Genomic DNA, 20,967 nt, shown 5'->3' on the forward strand with positions numbered 1-20,967 from the left:
GATATAGCGATCGTCATAAGCATAATCTTAATCGTTACTTGAGATCAGACAGCAGCGGTAAGGGAGTTGGTCTTGTTGTCGAACCTCACCATCCGGGCCCGTCTCATCGGGGCGCTATCCCTGCTGTTCGTGTTGTCAGCTGGGCTCGGTGCCTTCTGCTATGCGAAGCTACAGCAGTTGAGCGTCGCCACCGACAGCCTTGGTGGCAATACGCTACCATCGGTTCGCATTCTCGGCCGACTCGGCGCCGATTTCGAGGCCCTTCGCAGCCGGCAGCTCGCTTACCTCGTGTCCAATCCAGAACGCCGACCACAGTCCCTGACGCGCCTGCGCGCAAGTCTGTCCGACGTCGCCAAGGATCTTGCGGAGTACGTGCCCTTCGTCAGTGCTGGCGAAGAAGCTCTCTGGAAGGCGGTTGCGACCACGGTTCCGGCTTATACGGCCATGACTGACGAGTATCTCAGGTACTTGGACGCCGGCGACGCCAAGGGTGCAAGCGACTACCTGTTGGACGGCATGCTGCCTGCCCTAAATGCCGCCCGCGCGGCGCTCAAGGCCGATGTCAGCTTCAATGAAGCCGCAGGAAAGCAGGAAGCCACTATAGCGGCCGAGCTTGGACGGAGCGGCCAGTTCGCGATCTTGGTCGTCCTCGGCCTGGTCGCTGCGATCACTCTCGCGGTCGGCTGGATGTCCGTGACCACGATCTCCGTCCCGATCCGCAGGATGGCGGGCGCGATGAGCAAGGTCGCGGATGGCGATACGGCGACCGACGTGCCGCACACGGGTGAGCGAAGCGAGATCGGCGCGATGGCGGCCGCGGTGCAGGTGTTCAAGGACAACCTGATCCACAGCCGCCAGCTCGAAGTGGAGACCGCCCAGGCGCGCCGCTCCGCGGAGGAGCAACGCAAGGCGGGCATGCGCCAGATGGCCGATAGCTTCGAGGCCGCGGTCGGTGGTGTCATCGGGATGGTGTCCGCCTCCGCCACCGAACTGCAGGCCACGGCCGGAGCCATGTCGGCCATGGCCGGAGAGACCTCTGCGCAGTCCGGCGCGGTGGCGGCTGCCGCCGAGGAAGCCGCCTCCAACGTCAACACCGTTGCAGCCGCTGCCGAGGAGCTGGGCTCATCCGTCCACGAGATCGGCCGGCAGGTCGCCGGCTCGGCGGATCTCGCCCGGATGGCGGTGGCCGAGGCTGATCAGACCGGTACCTTGGTGCAGGAGCTCAGCAGCGCGGTCGGTCGGATCGGCGACGTCGTCGGGCTGATTTCGTCGATCGCCGGCCAGACCAACTTGCTGGCGCTCAACGCCACCATCGAGGCAGCGCGGGCCGGCGCGGCCGGCCGCGGCTTCGCCGTCGTGGCCTCGGAGGTAAAGGCGCTGGCGGAGCAGACTGCTAAAGCCACGCAGGAGATATCCGGACAGATCGCCCGGATCCAGGCATCCACCGGACAAGCGGTGACCGCGATTGGCGGTATCACCGGCCGCATCCAGGAGCTCAGCGGCGTCGCCACGAGCATCGCGGCAGCTGTGGAGGAACAAGGCGCGGCGACTCAAGAGATCGTCCGCAACGTGACCCAGGCCGCCATCGGCACGGGGGAGGTGACCAACAACATCTCGGGTGTGGCGGGCGCGGCCGAGGAGACAGGCGCGGCGGCGACTCAGGTGCTGGGTGCAGCCTCGGAGCTATCCCGGCAGTCCGAGCACCTGGCGGCCGAGGTCGACCGCTTCCTCGCTACCGTGCGCGCGGCCTGAGGCCGGTGAGATGGCGTGTGGTGTCGCTGACGCGCCATCCCGGTCGGAGTACTGCTTTTTGACCCAGCGCAGCTTCTGCGCGACCTCCGGCGCCTTTTGAAAGTTCTCCGGTTCGACGTTCGCCCGACACCGCCGGTCGCAGCAGATAGGAACGGCGCACGATCGCCCGGCGTTCTTCGCCCGCCTCGCGACGCGGGTGGAGGAAAATACGATGAACCTCAGGATCCCGGCTCTCTTGACCCTGCTCGTCCTCGGTCTTGCAGGTTGCGATGATAAGCAGGCCCAGAACAACACACCCACGAAGCCGGCCACGGGGCAGCTCGAGCCGCAGACCGACCAATCGGCACCGGCGACGCAGAAACCCAAACCGTAGGTTCGCTCCCGACATTCACGGCCTTCAGCCGGGGCAACCCGGCCGCTGGGGATCCTGGGCGAAGCGCTGCGCAGGAACAGGCGCGCTAAGCTAGCGTTCCGGTAAAACCGGGTGGCAACGTCTAAAATCCGATCGCCCGGGCATAGGGAGATACGTGATGAAGGTCATTACGCTCGCCGTCGCTGGCTTACTGCTGGCAGGCTCATCGGCACTCGCTGCCGATAACAATTCTGCGCCGACGAGCCGGTCCGGGACAGCGAACAGCACCGGGGCAAACGATGCTGGGTCCGGCTCGACGCCGGGAGCGAACGGCAGCGGTCCGTCGACAGGCAATATGAGCCGATCCGGGACTACGAACAGCACGGGCGCCAACGACGCAGGTTCGGGGTCGAAACCCGCTGCAGGAAGCCGCTGACACGGATCTCAATTCTGTCCTGAGCAGCGAAAGAGACGAACTTGTACTGCTCAGGACACGTCATTCCGCCAAGTCCGCCGCCTGCCGCGCCCAGCGGATCGGCATCTAACCCGATCGCCTTCGAGATCTCTGACCGCTGCGCGCTGTAGGCCGCCGTCACGAGCGGTAGTCGACCACTGAGGCCCGCTTCGCCTGGGAGGCCTGCGCGAGTCCGTGTTCAGCGAGCTCTTCATCCAGAGGAGCACGTCGCCGCTCGTCCAGGAGGGCGTGTGACCGAGGCCTACGGGGAGTGGTGGACCTTCCTGGTGGGGCTGCATTGAACGCGGTGGCGCGGCCCACTAGGCCCGCTCTATCCTACACTTCGGCGACAAGCGGCAAGCCCGATCATTAGAAGCCAATGCCTGGGCACGTAGCGCCGAACGTTTGACTGCAAGCGTCGACCGGTGTGTTCGCCGCAGCGCTTCCGATGCCAGCTCCTCCCGTCGCTCCACCGCCCGTCCCACTCGTGGTCGTCGCGCGTGCCGCATTGGCGGCTTGGTCGGTCAGAGTCGCCGAGTTGCTGACGATAGCGGCCCCTCCCGTCGAGCCACCGCCGCTCGTCGTCTGCACGGAGTTGGCAGTTCCCACGCCCAGGATGGTTGAGTTGGTGGTTGCTCCCGTCCCGGAGATGGACGCTGTGCCTCCTGAGAAGCTGCTTCCCACCGCGGACGCCGTGCCGGACCCCGATGTAGTGCCGCCTGTAGAGCCTCCGCTAAGCCCAGAGCTGACCGTGGCCCTCACGCCCGAATTGATGAACCCAGTCTGATAGGCCGTCGTCGCTGCCTGAACGCCGTTCGCGCTCACGGCAGACGTCGTGCCCGTGTTCGATCCGGTGAGGCCGCTCGATGTACCGGTCCCCCCGGTCAAACCGCTTGAAAGACTGCTGGAGGTGGAGAGGCTCGTGAGCCCCGTCACGTTGAGACCGGTGCTGACGGTTGAGAGCGAGCCTGCTGGGGTGGACGTCGTCGATGAGCTGCCGGCCGGGTTCGGCACGCTCCCACCGCCCGAACCACCGCCACCGAAGCTGAGGGCACCGGCGTTGGTGATCCCGCCGGTCAGGCTCGAGATCGACGGGAAGCTACTGCCACTCAAGCCGCCGGCGTTCGCGATGGATCCGGTCGGCTCGATCGATGCGCTCGACAGCCCAACCGTGCCGGGCGTAGCCGGCGCTACGCTGACACTGGCGATGGAGGGTGAGTTGCCGTTGGCGCTCTGTGCCCAGGCTGAGCCGACGCTCATGATGAGAGCGGCTGCCGCAAAAAGGGTCCGCATGGAGCTCACCACTAGATGACGCCGGTTATCAGCCAATCTACTCCGATCTGCGCGGTTCCGGTTGCGGCTAACACACAGGCGTGAGCGGCATCACCCTGCGCGCGGCCGTGAGCCAATGCTCGAGGTCGGCGCGAGTCCCGAGCTCACGAGGGCAGTAGGATCTACCCGGCGAGCAGCAGCGAACGCGGGGGCGCGGCCCACATCGCCGCTTACGTTCCTAGTAATCCAAATTTGACTGATGGAACCTATACCTTGGGTCCGCTCCCGACCCTTCGCTGACCCTGGAATGTCCGCTCACGGGCAACCCGGCTGACTGTCGCCTGCAACCGGGATGGGTGGATATGTGCCGGTCCGCTTTGCGGTAGCAATGTACGGAAGCAGATGCCACTGCCGCGCGGCGGCTACAATCGCTAACGGTCCAGTACGCGCACTGCTTGAGCTACACGAAAGCTCCCCATAGCAGGCTTACGCCGGACAGTAGCAGCAGTCCGTCCATCACGTATCGGAACGTCTCTGGAGCTAGGCGCAGCACGAACGGCTTAGCGATGAAGGCGCCGATCATCAGCGAGGCTCCAACGACGAGCGCCCTGATGATCACTTCGATCGGCAGCACCCCAGAGCCGCCGAAGGTCACTACCTTGGTCGCGTACACCGCAAGTGATGCAGCGGCCTCCGTGCCGATGAACGCCCCCTTGGTCAGGCCATACCCAAGGAAGAAAGGCACGTCGGCCGGGCCGGTGGCAGCGACGATGCCTGTGAGAAACCCGATGACTGCTCCTGCGACGGCGAGGTGGATGAGCCGAAGACGCACGAGGTTGGAAGCCATCCAACGTCGCACCGGGATCATTGCCAGCAAGAACATCCCCATTGCCGCATCAACGACGTGTGGCGGTAGTGCCAGCATTGTTCGGGCGCCCAGGGCGGCGGCGGGCACGCCGGGCACAGCGTAGGCGGCGAAGGCGCGCAAATCGACCTCGCGCCACCACGCCAGAATGCGCGAGACGTTGGCCATGACGGCGGCGATTGCCATGATCGGCACAGCTTCCTTTGGCCCATAGACGTAGGCCAAGACCGGCACGAGCATGATTGAGGAGCCGGTGCCGATGATGCCGCTGACAACACCGGCAAAGAGTCCGATAGCGAGAATTAGAAGCAGTCCCATATGCACATCAGCACGATCAAATCTGGATCGTGCAAATCAAATTGTGGGATTGCTCGCAGGCCACACCCAGTTGGAGCAGCCGGGCAGACGGCGAATGGCCGCTTTTGCGAAGCCCTCGTAACTGCCTGCATGCCCGGCTTGGGTCGGGACCGGAATGGCTCCTCTGGGTGGGTTTTCGCCGTTCCGCTTTCGGGGGCGCATGCACTGAAGCGGACATCGCCAACGTGCCCGCCTCGCAACCCGCATCCCGCCTTCGTGATCCTGCCTGAGGCGGCCTTCGCCTTAACGACCAGGGGTGCTGCCCTGGGCCGCGATTTCCGCGGTCGCCCGGGCGAGATCCCGTTCGAAGCGTGGGTCCTGGAACAACGCTTCGGCGATGACGGCCGCAGCGATCTTCCCGGCTTCGAGGTCGGAGGGGAAATGGGTGCCGGCGATCATGCGGTTCTCCCCGTAGGACGCGGCGAACGCGAACAGCGCCTGGCGCTTCTCGGGCACGAGGCGCGACAGCACCGTGGCCGCGAGATACCCGAACGTGGCGTGCCCGCTCGGGTAGGACGTGCTGTCGGAGCGATGCCCGAACGTGGCGAGGTCCGGCTTCAGCGTGTAGGGGCGCGGCCGGGTGATGGCGGCCTTGGCTGCCAGCACGGCGAGTTCGCCGTCCTGGAACACGCGCTCGATCAGCGCCGCGGTGACCGGCATCGTCTCCGCGTTGAAGACCGGGCCGAGAACCCCACTGAAGCGGTCGAGGGTGCACGGCAGGTTCGCGGTGATGCGGCGCTCATCCTCGGGCGTGCGGGCACGGACGGCGGCTTCCACGGCCTGCATGTCCGCCTTGGCCGCTTCCGAACCGGCCTCGGGCGGGGGCGGTAGCACGCGCTGAAGCGCCATCGCCGCTGGGTCGATGTAGGTGCTGTGCAGCGTCCCGCCGGCGGCGGGCAGGGCGAGGGACAGAAGCACGGCCAGCGGCGCGATGAACCGCTTACGCACTCCACCGGACATCAGATGTTTCACCGTCCCTCCTCAAGCCACGCCGGGCCGTACCGCCCGCAGCCACGCACCCGGGCCGCCCCGAGGCCTCTCAGGGGCGGTCTCTGGCATCAGCGTCATGAGCACCCCGAGCGCGACCGCTGCCACGGCAGCACACGCGAGATAGGCGGCATCGAACCCCGCCTGCTGGACCAAGGTTCCGGCGATGACGAACGACAGCGAAGCGCCCGCGCCCTGCACGGTCCCGATCAGGCCGTGGGCGGCGTTGTAGCGGCCGGTCCCGCGGGTGATGTCGGCCATCACCAAGGGCTTCATCGCACTGAGCAGGCCGGCGCCGACGCCGTCGAGGCACTGAACCGCGATGAGCCAATACGGGTCGCGCCAGACTAGGTAGAGCAAGGCCCGCACGGGCAGCGCGGCGAAGCCGATAACGAGCAAGGGCTTGCGGCCCCAGCGCTCGGCCCGGCGGCCGACGATGAGCCCCATCGGCACCATCACCGCCTGCGCACCGACGATGCAGACGGAGACGATGACAGACGACCAGTCAGGGCGCGCCCGCCCGATCTCCTGCGCGACGAGGGTCAGTAGCGGCGCGTTGGCGAAATGGAAAAGCCCCACACAGGCTGCGAAGATCATGAGCGGCCGGCAGGTCAGCAGGGTCCGCCACCCCGCCGGGGCTTTCTGCCCATTACCCTCGCCGCCGCCTCGGGCCCGGCGCGCGTCGATGGCACCGCGCGGGATGGAATAGAGCGCCGCGGCCGAGACGATGGCGCAGGCCGGGACCAGGAGGAACACCGCCCGGTCCGGGAACAGCCAGCCGACGAGCCCGATCAGCACGGCGATTACGACGTTCCCGGTTCGCTCCACGGCCGCGTTGCGGCCGAAGCGGCGGGCGATTTTATCGGCCGGGAACAGGCCGAGCGTGAGCGTCGCGATGGTCGGGCTCAGCATGCCCCCAACGGCGGCCAGCACGCAGGACGCCGCGAGGACGGGCCAGAACTGCGGGAAGAGCGCGATGAGGAGCGTGGCCAGCGAGAGCGCGACCAGGGCGCCGAGCAAGATCATGCGCTTGTCGCGCACCGCGTCGATGGCGGTCCCGATGGGCGTCTGCGCCACGATGCCGACGATACCCGACACCGTGCTGACCAGACCGACCGAGGCGTCGGCCCAGCCACGGTGCACGTAGAGGTAGACGTTGAGGTATGGCTTGATCGCCCCATTCACGTCGATCAGCAGGAAGTTCAGGAGGTCGAGAGGTTTGGAAATGGACTTCCGCTTCGGAGCGGGAGGCCGCCCGTCACTTTCGCTGTTGTCTTGCCCCACTTGGTCGGCCTCCCTTTCCAGCCAACCTAGGGCAGGGCAGGACGGAACCGAACGATAGCCCACCTCGACCATGTCCGCTTTCCAGAAGCGTTCGATGCGACTGGCAAGACCGAGTTGGGTCGAAAGCGGTAAACAGCGCGGTCTAGCGAGCGGCGTGCTGCCCTGACCGGCGAGACGATCGACGCCGAGACCGCGGAGTGATCCTGCCGGCCAGTGCACCCCGGTGCAAAACGGCCCGAGGCTGCGCCGTCCTACGACGCGTCCTCGGGCGCCATCACCTTCCTCCAGGCGACATGACCGCCACCCGTCCATCAAGCGAACTTTCTGAACATGTCCGCCCAGGTTTTTAGGATGGCTTCGCCTGCATAGCGATCGGGATTGGCCAGTAGGCGGTTCTTGACGCCGAGCGATAAGGTGACCTTCCAGCCTTCAGCAAGCGTTATCCCGTTTGCCGTGGCCCATGCCTTGATCTGCGGGACGATGGGTAGCCCCGTCTTGTAAACATCCTCGAACTCATCCTTCGGCCGCCGTTCCATCTTGTCGACAACCTGAATGACGAGTTCTGGCGGCATTAGGTCCTCGATCTCAGTCTCCGTCATGCCCGTAATGAATTGATCCGTCGTGAAGACGATTTTTTGGAAGTGTTGGTAGAGAGTATCCTTTAGGTTCTTGGCCGCCTGCGAACCAGCGGTATCGCCGTCAAGCAGAACGTATGGCAGCGTGTCATCACGCCCCATGAGGATCGCCGCGATCAACTTCGCTGTCTTGGCTCCACCTGAGGGAGGAAAGACGAGCTCGCCACGCGGTTTGATTTTTCCTTTTCTGATCAGGATCGTTTTAATCGCTGAAAGGTAGTGCTGATCAGAGGGCCCCTCCACGATGACCGGTGTGCATCCAAGTAGGAGGCTTTCCGCAACCGAGAGGTTCAGGGCAGAGTGGACAGCGTAGGTGGCTCCGCTGCCGCGAGTACCTTCGGAGAGGTTCGCCGACGACTTGGTACCGCCTCGCTCATCGACAAAGACTTTCCGGACCCGATCGAGCCGGTCTGCATCGATCATGAATGGCGAATGCGTAGTAAAAGCTATCTGGTGCGTTTTAGCCAGACTGTCGAAAAAGCGCGTGAGATCTCGCTGAGCCATAGGGTGCAAAGAATGGCCGGGTTCGTCCAGAAGAACGATGGCATTCTCGTGTGTGTCTTCGCTCTCATAGGTAAATACGAGGAAAAAACTTAGGAACCACTGTAGACCGGTGCTACGGTTCTCCAGCTCAATTTCCTCGCTCCGCCGCTCGTCGGCCACCCAAATGCGGAAATAGTTGCCATCCGCCTGCAACCGAAAGCGATAGTCGCCTTGTTTCCACCAGTCCCGGAAGGTTCGCGTCAGCTTGGCCGAGGCAGACTGGAGGAGTGCCGCGCGGGTCCGCAACTGCTCGTCGTCCAAGACGATCTGCTCGTCGGATTTTTCATCGTCGGTCGTACGGTGACCATATTGGTTGATCCGCTCGGTAACGACGGTCGCCTTGGCAAGCTCCAAGATTTCCTTCGGGCTCAGGCTGACCAGATCGAAAAGCACCTTCAGAGTGCGCGTCTTCGCTGCTTCCTTGGCGCCCAGATCATCACGCCCAAGGTTGTCGACGACATGCGGCAGGTAGATCTGCGCGTCGAGGTTCCCATAGTTCGAATAGTACACGAATTTAGGTAGATGCCGCCGAAGCATCTGGTGAAGGGAGGGGCCCCTGTCGGCGTCGTTAGCCTCTCCCGCTTCGGAAATTTTCGCTATGCGTACCTTTTCGAACGCCTTCGGCACCGCGAAATTGTAATTTTCGAACGAGATCCCGTATCTGCCAGCGAAGTCTCGGAAGACCACGATGGTTTCGGTATGTGTGCGATCGGCGCCCCACCGCTCGCAGATGTCACGCTCGCTATCATTCAACCGAAAGATACAACGAATAAAGTCGTACCGCCCTGGGTCCGTGCGCATTTCCGCGTAGCGGGCGCGCGGCATGTCATCGAGATGACTGATCTTGCCATTGCCTGACGGGTTCAGCTTCCATAGCGGGAGTAGCAGATTAGTTTTTCCTGCCTCGTTTTCGCCGATGAGGGCCGTAACGTCCGAGACGTCTATCCATCCGCTGTCTTCTACAGATCGAAAGTTTGTAACCTGATATTTTACGAGTTTCATCCCACCCTCATGCCAACACGCTGGAGGCGAAGGTATTACGTTCGAGCTGTGCGTTCCAGCGTGCGTACGGAGCGAGTTTCAGCGTTCGGCTTCACTGGGACGCCGTATCACGCAGTTCAGCATGACGCTGGAGGTCTCAGTGTCAGTTAAACGGTGGGACCATCTCTGAAGCAGGCCGGCGGAAACCCAGCCCTTACACACGCTCCGGACCGTCTGTCGACGCTAGAGCTAGTGCCGAGAAGGGCTACCCTCAGCCTGTTGGCTGCACGCAGCACGTAGCGCCTGGAGCTGGTCCCGCATTGCCTGGGCGTGCAGCCCCACCTCACGGACGATCCCGAGAAGCGCAGCCGAGATCCCGTATCCTCCGGGAAGGCCCTCATAGTTTGCGGCCGTCTCACGCAACAGCTCGGCCTCCTGCTCGTTGACCTCAAGAGCAGCGCCGATCTCGTCTGCCGCCTGATCGATTTCTGGAACATTGCGGTCTCCAAGGGCTGTTTTGCACCGGGGTGCAATCGTTTTTTGGATCTGTGGACTTAGCGCAGGATCGGAACAGTATTACACTCACGCTCAACAATCGAGCGTCGCGCCATGACCATTTTGACCTCGCACTGGTCTCGCCACCTTCCGGCAGACCACATCAGAATTTCCGTGTCGCGGAGCTCGCCCCGATGGATGAAGCCCCAGCTTCGATTGGCCGAATTACAGCCTGGATCCTGGCTTTACACGACCGACGACCCCGAAGAGTACCGCATCAAGTACGTCACGCAGCTCGCCTGCGTTGATATGGGCGAGATCGTAGACCGGATCGACCAGATAGCCGGTGGGCGCACCGCGGTTCTCTGTTGCTTTTGCCGGCCGGGCGACGGGCGGTGGTGCCATCGTAGCTGGATTTCCGTGGCGTTCGCGCACCATCTCGGCCTGATAGTCGAAGAGTACGGGTGCGAGGGCCAGGGTTTTGCGGCCGAGCACCCTCTACTTCCAGCGCAGTTCCGGCGTCCGTTGCAGGCCGGCGCAGTGTCAGTGCGCCCGGTTCAGCTCGATTTGCTCTGACCGCTGCGAATAATCTTGATTAAGCAGGTTGAACCTGTCGATTTCTACAGGAACGACTTGCATCATTGAGAAGTAGTCGATACAGTGCTTGCATCATAGGGGGCATCAGGCTTCGGCCGGCAGTTCGCAGAGCAATGAGGCGTCACAACCCATGTCTGCGCGTGAAAATCCGCCGTGCCTCGTCCACGGACATGCCCGAAGCGGCCAAGTAAGTCCCGAGTTCCGGGCCTGGAACGACCTGCGCTACCGGGCGAGGAAGCAGGCCCGGTCCGACAGCGAGCCCGGAACCCTCACCCTCGGCGTGTGCGCGAGGTGGATGTCTTCGTTCCAGGCGTTCCTGGACGATCTCGGCCCCAAGCCCTCCCCAAGACACGAACTCCAGCGCAGGGATCCGCAGCTCGACTACGGTCCCGGCAACTGCGCATGGGGCTTGAAGGCAGGCGCCCGCAGGCGAGGCCGAAACACCACTCGGTATGTCGAGATCGACGGCCGCCGTGTGGCTGTTGTGGACGTGGCGGCAGCCCATGGGGTGCATCGAGACACCCTGATCAAGCGCCTGGACCGGGGCGTGCCACTCGCAGAGGCCATCCAGATCCCGGCCCGTACCTCCGCCAGCCGGGAGGCACGGTCATGACCCGCCGCCCTGGTCGTCCGCCTACCCACGGGCACACCTCGGGAGCGCGTTGGTCACCGGAATACACGGCGTGGGCCCATCTCATCCGCCGATGCACGAACCCGAAGGACCCCAAGTACCCCTCCTACGGCGGCAGGGGCATCACGGTCTGTAGCCGCTGGAGCAAGTTCGAAAACTTCATCGCCGACATGGGCCTGCGCACGTCACCGAAGCACAGCCTCGATAGGCGAGGCAACGATGGTCCCTACGCCGCCTGGAATTGCCACTGGGCAACGAAGGCAGAGCAAGATCGGAATAAGCGGACCAACCGGTTTGTCGAGGTGAACGGCAAGCGCCTCTGTCTGGCCGATGCAGCGCGCCTTGCCAGAATACCGCTCGGCACGTTCCAAATGCGCCTTGAGCACGGATGGAGTGAGGAACGGGCGTTCCACACGCCTGTGCAGCGCCGTCGCTCCAGCACCTCCACACCTTCCGCCGAACTCCCGAGACACCCGCGCAGCCGCATGGTGTGCGCGGCTCTGATCAACGGCCAGGATCCGGCACCGATCATCGACGGGGAGCGGAGCCAGCTTGGCCCGCCCTCCCAGAGCCCGCCTGTTGGCGCGTTCAAAGTAGCTTCGGCCCCTTTCCCTTCTCGGCGGCTCCGGCCAGGACGAGAGAGGACAGCCCCGTGCTCGCACCTCTGAACCCCGGTGCAAAGCGTGACGGTAAGGACTGGGAATAGTCATGAGCGCCCGAAAGGTCCCCGAGTTGCCCGACAACGTCGTTCTGCTCCGGCCCGACGTGTGGAAGGGCCCGAAACGGAAGGCCCCGGCGCGTCCGAGGCGTTTTCAGCGTAAGACCACACCGTCGCCCGATTTTCACCCTTCGACCACTGAGGAAAAACCAAGCAACGCTCAGGGCGACAACGGTTTTCACCCTTCGGCGTGGTCTTTCCAAGAACCTGTTCCGCAGGGGGTGAAGCCTAGCACTAAAAACCGTCGGGACGCTGCGCGTGCCGAGTTCGAACGGCAGGTCCAGTCCCTATCCGCGATGGGTCTACGGCATCGGTTCAAGGGTGAGGAGACGTCACACAGGCTGATGAAGAGCCGGCGTAAGACGAGCGGCGCTGTGATCCATCCGCTGTTCGAGGACTTCCGGTCGTTCCTCCTGATCGTCGGGCCGCGCCGTTCACCGGACCTGACCCTTGATCGCCTCGATCCGCTCGATCCGGAATATGGGCCAGGCAAAGTGGCATGGCGTGACAAGCAGGCGCAGGCGAACAACCGATCGACCACGCTGTTCCTAACGGCGCGGGGCAAGACGCTCCCCCTGACCGAGTGGGCTGCACTGACCGGCCAGAAGCCGAAGACTATCCGCCAGCGCCTGTATCGCGATGCCACGCATGAGGAAGCGATCTTCAAGATCGACGCGCCGCCTATAGCTCCAGAACGGGCCGCGCACGTCGAGGCGCCGACTGAAGCCGAGGCATCCTACTCGTGGCCGGGCAGCCGGCCGCACGCCTGGGAGCAGGGCTTTCGGGGGTTTGTGACGATGGCGAAGCGGCATCCGTACCTGCGGCTCTACCCGACACACGCCTTCACCCGCGATGTGTTCCTCGCATGGGTCGCAGGCAACATCCTTGCGGATGCCAGCCGGATCCTGCGCGAGAAGTACCCTGGCTTTGACGATCCCGAGTGGGACGAACCGCCCACAGCGGCCCTAGGCGATGAGATCCATCGCCGGATCGACGTGCTGACGCAGCCGCACGATCAGGCGATGCGCCGGATCCGCGGCGACAAGGTGGCCTACGATCTTTGGCTGCAAACGCTCCGGCGCTACTCGGCTGTGACGACGCTCCCACAGGACTGGGCTCACGTCTTCCGCAACCTGCGCTGACCGGGGGCATGATGCGCGCACGCACCGCCTCAAACCCAAGCGATCGGCGCCCCGCTTGCACCCGGTTTCACAGCCAGCCGTGGTACACCGCAGCGGTACACCGCACTGATCCGGATCCCATCTAAGTCATTGATTTTATTGGTTGGAAACTGACTGGGTTCGTATCCCCTCAGCTCCACCAGGCAGTTTTTGGAAACTGCGTGTCTGGTGGTCGAGACGAAAAACGCCGCGGTGTTCGCGGCTTAGCCGCGTTTCCACGACGATTTAACAGTCTCCACCCCGTCAGACCACGGATAGGCGCCTGAACGAGGCCGCCGTCTCCGCTGCTGCCAAACCCGTTTCCGCGCACTTGATTCGATGACCGATGCATAGGTCGTTCGCTGCGGGCGCACGGCGATGCGAACGCGAGCGGTCGCCGACGACGCAAGGATGGTAGCGCTGAAGTTCGGCTCCGACGGCAGGGGATCGGATCGCCCGGTGATGGACCCGGCGCGCGTCGATGCGGCGGCGCGGCGATGCGCTCACAAACCGAGGGCGCGCTCCTGCTCCGCCCAGGATACCGGCAGCCCGGCCAGGTGCCGGACACCGATGCCGCGCGGCAGGCGCCCATCGACGATGGCCCGCACGATGCGCGGAGCGAGATGGGCGAGCGGCAACATCATCCGCACCGCGCGCTCGCTGCAGCCCTCGCGCAGTGCGATGGCCGCGGTGCCCGGTGCCCGCGCCGCGACGAGGTCGTCGACCCAGGCGCGGCTGCGGGCGATGGCCGCGAGGATGCGCGCGCGGTCCTCGACCTTCATCGGCCGCAAGCCATCACGCTCCACCCCCGGGGGCACGACGATCTCCCGGCGCCGACGATACCCCGCGGGTGACCAGGGGATCCGGATCGGATCACGCTCGCGCCCATCGACCAGCTCGATCATCAGCGAATCAGAATGGACCGTCACCCCCGCGAGGTGGGTCGCGATCACTTCGGCGTCGCTGAGAACCTCGGGCACCGGAGAAGGTGGCGAGGCGGACGTGGCAGTTGCGAGAAGCGTCGCGCGCAGCGCCTGAACTACGCTGGCCTCGAGCGCGTGGGCGGCGATGCGCCGGACGGCGCAGGTAGGCCGCTCCCGGACCGCCGCCCGGCTAACGTAGTACCGGTAGCGCCGCGCGCCCTTGGCCGTGTGGCTCGGAGTCATCGGCTGGCCGCGCTCGTCCCGGATGCGCCCGGTGAGCAGATGCGCGCCTTCCCGCCGCCGGGCGGTGTGGGCGTGGTGATTGGCCGCCAGCTGCGCCTGCACCGCGTCGAACATCACCGGGTCGACGAGGCCCGCATGCTGACCCTCGTGCACGCAGCCCTGGTGGCTGAGCTGGCCGACGTAGATCGGATTGGCGAGGATCTTGTACAGATGCCCGCGGGTGAACGCCCCGCCCCCGAGCGACTTGCCCTTGCCATCGCGGCGCATGGGCACGCGGACGCCGCTGGCCTCCAACTCGGCTTGCAGCGCGCTGACCGTGCCGAGCGCGCGGTAGCGGGTGAAGATCGCGCGCACGACCTCGGCCTGCTCTTCGACCACGTGCAGCGCTCGGGCCTCGACGCGGTAGCCCAGCGGCACGACGCCACCCATCCAGATGCCCTTGCGCTTGGACGCGGCGATCTTGTCGCGGATGCGCTCGCCGGTGACCTCGCGCTCGAACTGGGCGAACGAGAGGAGGACGTTGAGGGTGAGGCGCCCCATGCTGGTCGTGGTGTTGAACGCCTGGGTCACCGACACGAACGAGGTGCCGTGCGCGTCGAACAGCTCGACGAGCTTGGCGAAGTCGGCCAGCGCGCGGGTGAGGCGGTCGACCTTGTACACGACGATGACATCGACCCGGCGCTCGCGCACCGCGGCGAGCAGGCGCTGGAGAGCGGGACGCTCGAGGGTGCCGCCGGAGTATCCACCGTCGTCATAGCGTTCGGGCAGGAGCCGCCAGCCTTCGTGAGCCTGGCTCCTCACGTAGGCTTCGGCGGCCTCACGCTGGTTGTCGAGCGAGTTGAACTCCTGCTCCAGGCCGTGCTCGGTCGAGACACGCGTGTAGATCGCGCAGCGCAGCGTCGGGCGGGCGCCCGAGGGGGGATGCTGTGCGGCATTCGCCGAACGGCGTGGTTTGGCGCTCACGCTGGGGCCCTCCGCTCACCTCTCTCCCGCCCAGCCCCCGTCGCCGCCTCGGCCCGTTCGCGCAGGCCGAAGAAGCGGGGGCCGTTCCACTTGGTACCCGTAATGGCGTGGGCGACGCGGGACAGGCTGGGGTAGGTCGCCCCGTCCCAAGCGTAGCCGGCGTCGAGCACGGTGACGGTGTGCATGCGCCCGCTCCACTCGCGCGACAGCTGCACGCCAGGGGTCTGCCCACGCCGGTCCGGCATCGGGACCGCGATGACGGTCGGGGTGGCCGCGGCACCGTACCTGGACCTGATCCGTCCGGCCCCCGTCCCCTGCCCGGCCGCGAAGCGGCCGAGAACCTGCGCGGTGTCGCGGTCGAGGTCGCCCAACGCGCGGACCTGGAGGCGGTGGGCGAGGATGCGAGCGCAAAGGGCGGGGGAGAGGCCGGGCGGGGCGGCGGAACCGAAGTCCCGCCGCCAGCGCCGGGCGAGGCCGGCGGCGTCGAGGCCGGCCAGCTCGTCGAGCGCGGCGGCGAGCCGGTCGGCGGTGTGGGCCGCCCTCGTCCCGCCTCCTGCCCTCCCCTTCTGCGCCGCGGCCGGCGTGCGCTCCGCGCCCATCAGGCTGCCGCCGCAGCCGCGACGGTGGCCTCAGCCGTGGGCGTGTGCCCGGGTTTGCGTACCTGGGGCGGGGCGGCGACCGGGGCCACCGGCGCGGGGATGCGGTAGGCGATGGCAGCGTCTGAGCGGGCGGCCTTGAGCAGCGACTGGCCGCCGGTGCGGATGCGCGAGAGGGCGGCGCGGGTGGTGTGAGGCAGCCAGCCGGTGGCCGCGATGAGCTCGGCGAGCGTCGCCCCCTGCTCGCGCCTCAGCAGCGCCACAACCTGCGCTTTCTTGCTCGAGATCGCAGTACCGGCGGGATCGGCCGGTGTGGCGGCAGGAGCACCCGCAACCACCTTGGCGCCGCGCGGCGGCTTGGGTGGGGCGAGGCCGATGGCCCGGTATCCGGCGGGGGTGAGGCGGTGCGGGCCACCCGCCTCGGCGGGTGCGATCACCAGGCCATCGCGCAGGAAGCGGCCGAGCAGCCGTGCGTGGGTGGCGGCCCTCATCGCGGCGGGGGGCGTCAGTCGGCCCTCGTCCGCTGCGGCGGCCTGCAGCTGGCCAGCCTCGGTCCGGTTCAGCGGGACAGTCGTCGGGGCGGTGGCATTCGTAGCGGTCATGATGATCGTCTCCGTAGCGGCGGGCGAGCCCCGCCACCGGCCCGACCCCGCGATCGGCCCTGCGACGGGCCGGCGGGGTGAAGTGAGGATGACCGCGTGTAGCGGCCGCGTGCGAACGGACGGTCAGTCGCGGGAGGCGAAAGTCTCGGCGGCCTTTCGGTTGATGCGGCCGATGAGGCAGATGGCGCCGTGCAGGGTCTGGGCCTCGCTGAGGGGGACGTCGAGGTCGAGGACGATGCGCACGGCCTCGCGCTCGGAGCCGGCGCGGGCGCAGACCAGGGCGGCCTTGGCGAGGGCGGCGGCGTCGGTCAGGCGGGCGCTGATGGCGGCCAGGGTTGCGGTCACGCTCAGGCCGGCCTCACTCGTATCCGTCCGGCCCGTGGTCGTCTCGCTCATACCGTCACCCCGTGCGAGTAGCTGCCTCGGCCCGCGGCTGCGTCGGGCCGGTCAACACACACGCTCTGTTGGCAGCGACAGTCCAGTCGAAAGTACCGGATCCCGCCGACATTCGCGTCGTAGTCCGGGAAGGCCTCCACCAACGCGAATCACTGACCCTTTTCTGCCATCCGGAAGGTCTGCTTGCTGGCGACTCGGTTAGCCTCGAATGCCCGGGTCTGGCCGAAAGCGACGTGTTTGCTTCGAGCAAGCTGCAAGAGCATCGCCGCTGCGTTATGTCTCGAACCCATGCGATTTACGGCAAACGGCCCTTCCATCCCCGACGAGCTACTCGTCGCGCGGGATGCTGGCGATGTCATCCTCTTCTGCGGCGCCGGGGTAAGCCAGCAAGAGGCGGGGTTGCCGAGCTTCGCCGGGCTCGGACGCGAAATGATCCGCCTTCTCGGCGCCGCGAAGGACAGCAGAGCTCGCCTCCTGCTCGAACAGGCGCTCGCCCTGGCTCCCATGCCGGGCGTGGGAGGCCTCGTGGCGACCGACCGGGTATTCGGCCTTCTCGAGCGCGAGTTCGAAGTTTCCGACGTACGTGCGGCCGTGTCAGAAGCTATCCGCCCACGCCCCGATGCCGGCCTTGGCGCCCATCGCGCACTGCTTGACCTTGCGACCGCCCGCGGCACAACCCGTCTCGTGACGACGAATTTCGACCTCCTGTTCGAGTCGTGCGATCCGACCCTGCCCAGCTCCGGGCCACCGAACTTGCCGGATCCGCGTAGCGACCACGATTTCCGGGGCGTCGTCCACCTGCATGGCCGCGTGGACGAGGGCTACCGGACGGCTCAGGACGACGAGTTCGTCGTCTCCAGCGCCGATTTCGGGCAAGCCTATCTCTCGCTGGGTTGGGCGACGCGGTTCATCCAAGCGCTGCTGTCGCGGTTTCAGATCCTATTCGTCGGCTACACCGCCGATGACCCGCCGGTGCAGTACCTCCTGGAAGGGCTCAATCTGAGGGCCGGCACCCGCAACCGGCTCTACGCGCTTCAGCATGGCGACGAGCGTTCCGCCGTGGCGCTCTGGGAGCACCGAGGCGTCCAGGCGATCCCATTTGACGACTTCGGAGGCCTTTGGGAAACGCTGGGGGCCTGGGCAGCACGCGCCCGCGATGGACGGGGATGGCACGAAGCGACGTTCGCCAGGGCGGCTTCCGGCCCCAAAGGGCTACTGCCTCATGAGCGTGGGCAGGTCGCTCACATTCTTTCGACCGCCGAAGGCGTACGTCGCGTCGTCTCGGCGGCAAAGCCACTGAACGCGGAATGGCTTCTCGTCGCCGATCCTTCGCAGCGCTACGCGCGCCCGAGCGGAAGCATCCCGGCCGACGACGGCGAGCCACCCTTCGACCCTTTCGATGCGCTCGGCCTCGATGACGATCCGCCGCCGGCGCCACCGGACCCGGAAAGCTTCCGGCGCGAACGGCCGGTGCCTGCGGACGCCATCGACCTCCTCCGATCGAACACCCTCGACCGCGAGCGAGGTGCGCGAAGCTCGGTCCTTTTGCTCTCAGGGCGAACGGGCGGGTTCGGTGCCGACCTGCCGCCCCGGCTACAGGGGATCGGGGTGTGGCTCCGACAAGTGGCGCACCAGCCCGTTGCCCTGTGGTGGGCAGCGCAACAGCCGGGGCTGCATCCGGCGGTGCTGGAAGGTATCGAGAACGCCCTGCTGCACGACGGAGGGCGCTTTCCCCCGCCCATCCTGCGCGGTTGGCGCATGCTGATCGCTGCTTGGGCCGATCGAAGGCCCGATCCGATGATGCTGAAGTACGACATCGAACGCCGGGCGAAACAGGAAGGGTGGAACGCCTCGCTGGTACGGGAGCTTGCCGCCCTCTATCGTCCGCGGCTTACGGCGCAGGCGGCCTACGGCCTCCCGCACCCAATGGCCTGGGATTCTGAGGATCGGACCGAAAACGTCATCCACGTCGACGTCGACTATCCGCACCCGCACGAGGGCATCGATGTTCCCGACACATGGCTTGCGTACGCGGTCTCGTGCTTTCGGGACAATCTCGATCTATCCATAGCTCTCGAGGAGGAGATCTCCGGGACGGATCGCCTGCATATGCAGACCAGCCGCGGGCCGGATGGCGGCCCCGATCCCTCGGACGACAGCTACGACATCACGGGCCCTGTCGTGCGCTTTCAGAGACTGATGGCCCGTCTGGCGGCCGTCGATCCTAAGGCGGCGAGGGAGCAGTTTCGTTCCTGGCCGACCCGCGACGAATACGTCTTCGCGCGGCTCCGCATCTGGGCAGCGGGCGCGGGCCTGCTGGACGGAGGGGCGGCGGGTGCCGTCTTTAGATCGCTGCCGGATCGAGTGTTCTGGGGTTCCACTCACGAGCGCGACCTCCTCTATGCCCTGCGCGACCGCTGGCGGGACCTTTCGGACGACGACCGAAGCGTCATGGAGGAGCGTCTCCTACGGGGCTCCTACCCGTGGGACACCGCCGTGCCAGGCAGGGAAGTCGAGCTGGCGGCGTACGACCGGATGAATCGGCTGCATTGGCTGTCCACCCAGGGGGTGACGTTCAACTTCGACGTGGGCGCGGCGATGGACGCGCAACGGCTCGCCGCGCCACAGTGGACGACGCAGGCGGGAGACAGGGCGGCCGACTCGAATGCGCCGCAGGTGTTCTCCATTGAAAGCGACACACGGCCGGATCCTCTCGACGGGGTTCCCATCGGCGACATTCTGTGCCGATCGGCGGAGCTTCGGGAAACAAACTTCGCGGAGCGGACCGAGCGCGATCCGTTCAGAGGCCTTGCCGCTTCGAAGCCCGTCCGAGCTCTCGCCGCCCTTGCCCATGCCGCCCGCTCCGGCGAGGCACCCAGATGGGCCTGGTCCGCCTTCCTGGGGACTGAGAACCGGCCCTCGGACCCGCCCCGCCTGGTCCGCTCGATCGCGGCACGTTTGTGTACCCTGCCGCCATCAGGGCTCCACAAGATCGCCTATCCGGTTTCCGTATGGATGGAGGCGGTAGGGGAGCGCTTCTTCGAAGATGTGGCGGATGCTCTACCCGGTCTGTGGCGGGCCATGATGGCCGCCCTCCGCCCGGAAGACGGGGATGGTCGGCGCAGGCTGCATCGGTCCTGGGCGATGGAGGCGCTGAATGCCCCAGTCGGCAAGCTGTTCGGCTTAGCGATGAAGGATCCCGCGACGAAAGAGCTGAAAGCTGGCGCGGGCTTCCCGTCCCATTGGACAACTCTACTCGATGACCTCCTGACGCTACCCGGTGACTTGCGCCGGCACGCGCTGGTCATGCTCGGATATCAAGTCACCTGGCTCTTCACCATCGATCGGAATTGGACCGAGGGGTGGATGCTTCGGCTCGTGGACGACGACGGCCCGGATGGCGACGCCCTCTGGGAGGGTCTGCTCTGGGCCGCTCGTTTGCCGCCGCGTCCGCTCTACGGACTGGTCAAGAAAGCTTTGTTGGAACGCGCCATCCGCGATCCGTACCCGCCTGCAGCACGAAGGCCGCACTCGCGACCTCGCGCTGTTCAACACCGCCATCGACAGCAAACTGCGTGGCTGCGATCTCGTCCGCCTGCGCGTGGCTGACGTCTACCTTGGCGATGGCGTCCGCCTGCGCACCACTATCATCCAGCAGAAAACCGGCCGACCCGTACCCTTTGAGCTGACCGAGACCACCCGCGAGACGCTTGCGGCCTGGCTGAAGCTACGAGGGCTGCGGGCCGGCGATTGGCTGTTCCCCAGCCGAAGCCGCCCGGGCGAGCACCTCACGACGCGCCAGTATGGCCGGCTCGTCGACGAGTGGGTGGCGCTGATTGGCCTCGACCCAGCAGGGTACGGCACGCACAGTCTGCGGAGGACGAAAGTCGCGCTGATCTACCGGCGGACCGGCAACCTACGAGCCTGCCAGCTGCTGCTCGGTCATACCAAGCTCGAGAGCACGGTACGCTACCTCGGCATCGAGGCAGACGATGCGCTGGAGATGTCTGAGCAGACCGACATCTGACACTCACCGCGGCGGCCCCTGCGGCCGTCGCACCTACCTCGTTCGTCCGAAAAGGGTGGCAATCGGACGTTGACCGTTCGCCGCGAAGCGGACGTTCTGTCTTCAACCCTTCTCCGACGTTCGGGGGAGTGGCC

The 20,967-nt window shown here is 65.9% G+C and carries 15 protein-coding genes and 1 pseudogene; 7 read left to right on the forward strand and 9 right to left on the reverse strand.

Annotated features, from left to right (window positions below):
* Positions 1 to 75 precede the first annotated feature (75 nt).
* The 3 genes from MKL09_RS31545 to MKL09_RS31555 all read left to right on the forward strand — a co-directional run bounded on the left by MKL09_RS31545 (position 76) and on the right by MKL09_RS31555 (position 3,870).
* Positions 76 to 1,752 (forward strand): methyl-accepting chemotaxis protein, encoded by a 1,677-nt coding sequence (locus MKL09_RS31545; RefSeq protein ID WP_409567029.1) that lies wholly within the window; start codon positions 76 to 78, stop codon positions 1,750 to 1,752.
* Between the two features lie 211 nt (positions 1,753 to 1,963).
* On the forward strand, positions 1,964 to 2,125 hold the full coding sequence (locus MKL09_RS31550; RefSeq protein ID WP_244025887.1) for a hypothetical protein: 162 nt from the start codon (positions 1,964 to 1,966) through the stop codon (positions 2,123 to 2,125).
* Positions 2,126 to 3,399: 1,274 nt separating this feature from the next.
* Positions 3,400 to 3,870 (forward strand): hypothetical protein, encoded by a 471-nt coding sequence (locus MKL09_RS31555; protein ID WP_244025888.1) that lies wholly within the window; start codon positions 3,400 to 3,402, stop codon positions 3,868 to 3,870.
* A 420-nt stretch (positions 3,871 to 4,290) separates the two neighbouring features.
* Here the strand turns inward: MKL09_RS31555 and MKL09_RS31560 are convergent, their stop codons facing one another.
* The 5 genes from MKL09_RS31560 to MKL09_RS31580 form a co-directional block, all read right to left on the reverse strand.
* A complete protein-coding gene (locus MKL09_RS31560) occupies positions 4,291 to 5,013 on the reverse strand; it encodes a sulfite exporter TauE/SafE family protein (protein ID WP_244025889.1) in 723 nt (240 codons plus the stop codon).
* A 282-nt stretch (positions 5,014 to 5,295) separates the two neighbouring features.
* Positions 5,296 to 6,012 carry an acid phosphatase gene (locus MKL09_RS31565; protein ID WP_244025890.1) on the reverse strand — a complete coding sequence of 239 codons (717 nt, stop codon included), beginning with the start codon at positions 6,010 to 6,012 and terminating at the stop codon, positions 5,296 to 5,298.
* A 21-nt stretch (positions 6,013 to 6,033) separates the two neighbouring features.
* Positions 6,034 to 7,542 (reverse strand): MFS transporter, encoded by a 1,509-nt coding sequence (locus MKL09_RS31570; RefSeq protein WP_244025891.1) that lies wholly within the window; start codon positions 7,540 to 7,542, stop codon positions 6,034 to 6,036.
* Between the two features lie 92 nt (positions 7,543 to 7,634).
* Positions 7,635 to 9,503 carry an AAA family ATPase gene (locus tag MKL09_RS31575; protein WP_244025892.1) on the reverse strand — a complete coding sequence of 623 codons (1,869 nt, stop codon included), beginning with the start codon at positions 9,501 to 9,503 and terminating at the stop codon, positions 7,635 to 7,637.
* 699 nt (positions 9,504 to 10,202) lie between these two features.
* A complete protein-coding gene (locus MKL09_RS31580) occupies positions 10,203 to 10,472 on the reverse strand; it encodes a hypothetical protein (RefSeq protein ID WP_244025893.1) in 270 nt (89 codons plus the stop codon).
* A gap of 232 nt (positions 10,473 to 10,704) precedes the next feature.
* Between MKL09_RS31580 and MKL09_RS31585 the strand changes: the two genes are divergently transcribed.
* Both MKL09_RS31585 and MKL09_RS31590 read left to right on the forward strand, forming a co-directional pair.
* Entirely contained in the window at positions 10,705 to 11,187 is a 483-nt protein-coding gene (locus tag MKL09_RS31585) for a hypothetical protein (RefSeq protein ID WP_244025894.1), read from the forward strand.
* A gap of 1,080 nt (positions 11,188 to 12,267) precedes the next feature.
* Positions 12,268 to 13,065 carry a hypothetical protein gene (locus MKL09_RS31590; RefSeq protein ID WP_244025895.1) on the forward strand — a complete coding sequence of 266 codons (798 nt, stop codon included), beginning with the start codon at positions 12,268 to 12,270 and terminating at the stop codon, positions 13,063 to 13,065.
* Between the two features lie 521 nt (positions 13,066 to 13,586).
* On the opposite strand, the gene MKL09_RS31595 is transcribed toward MKL09_RS31590, so the two are convergent.
* The 4 genes from MKL09_RS31595 to MKL09_RS31610 form a co-directional block, all read right to left on the reverse strand.
* Entirely contained in the window at positions 13,587 to 15,212 is a 1,626-nt protein-coding gene (locus MKL09_RS31595; RefSeq protein WP_244025896.1) for a recombinase family protein, read from the reverse strand.
* Positions 15,209 to 15,811, reverse strand: coding sequence for a DUF2924 domain-containing protein (locus MKL09_RS31600; RefSeq protein ID WP_244025897.1), 603 nt, complete (start codon positions 15,809 to 15,811; stop codon positions 15,209 to 15,211). Before MKL09_RS31600 ends, MKL09_RS31595 begins: the two co-directional genes overlap by 4 nt.
* Positions 15,811 to 16,410 carry a DUF3489 domain-containing protein gene (locus MKL09_RS31605; protein WP_244025898.1) on the reverse strand — a complete coding sequence of 200 codons (600 nt, stop codon included), beginning with the start codon at positions 16,408 to 16,410 and terminating at the stop codon, positions 15,811 to 15,813. The genes MKL09_RS31600 and MKL09_RS31605 overlap by 1 nt, the downstream gene beginning before the upstream one ends.
* A 123-nt stretch (positions 16,411 to 16,533) precedes the next feature.
* Positions 16,534 to 16,806: a hypothetical protein gene (locus MKL09_RS31610; RefSeq protein ID WP_244025899.1), complete on the reverse strand. Its 273-nt coding sequence runs from the start codon at positions 16,804 to 16,806 to the stop codon at positions 16,534 to 16,536.
* Between the two features lie 504 nt (positions 16,807 to 17,310).
* Between MKL09_RS31610 and MKL09_RS31615 the strand changes: the two genes are divergently transcribed.
* Together MKL09_RS31615 and MKL09_RS31620 are read left to right on the forward strand one after the other, a co-directional pair.
* Entirely contained in the window at positions 17,311 to 20,415 is a 3,105-nt protein-coding gene (locus MKL09_RS31615) for an SIR2 family protein (RefSeq protein WP_244025908.1), read from the forward strand.
* Positions 20,303 to 20,833: pseudogene (locus MKL09_RS31620) on the forward strand (tyrosine-type recombinase/integrase); the annotation flags it as partial. The gene MKL09_RS31615 and the pseudogene MKL09_RS31620, both read left to right, overlap by 113 nt.
* Between the last annotated feature and the right edge of the window lie 134 nt (positions 20,834 to 20,967).

The sequence above is a fragment of the Methylobacterium sp. J-048 genome, assembly GCF_022829515.1.
In the GTDB taxonomy this organism is placed as follows: domain Bacteria; phylum Pseudomonadota; class Alphaproteobacteria; order Rhizobiales; family Beijerinckiaceae; genus Methylobacterium.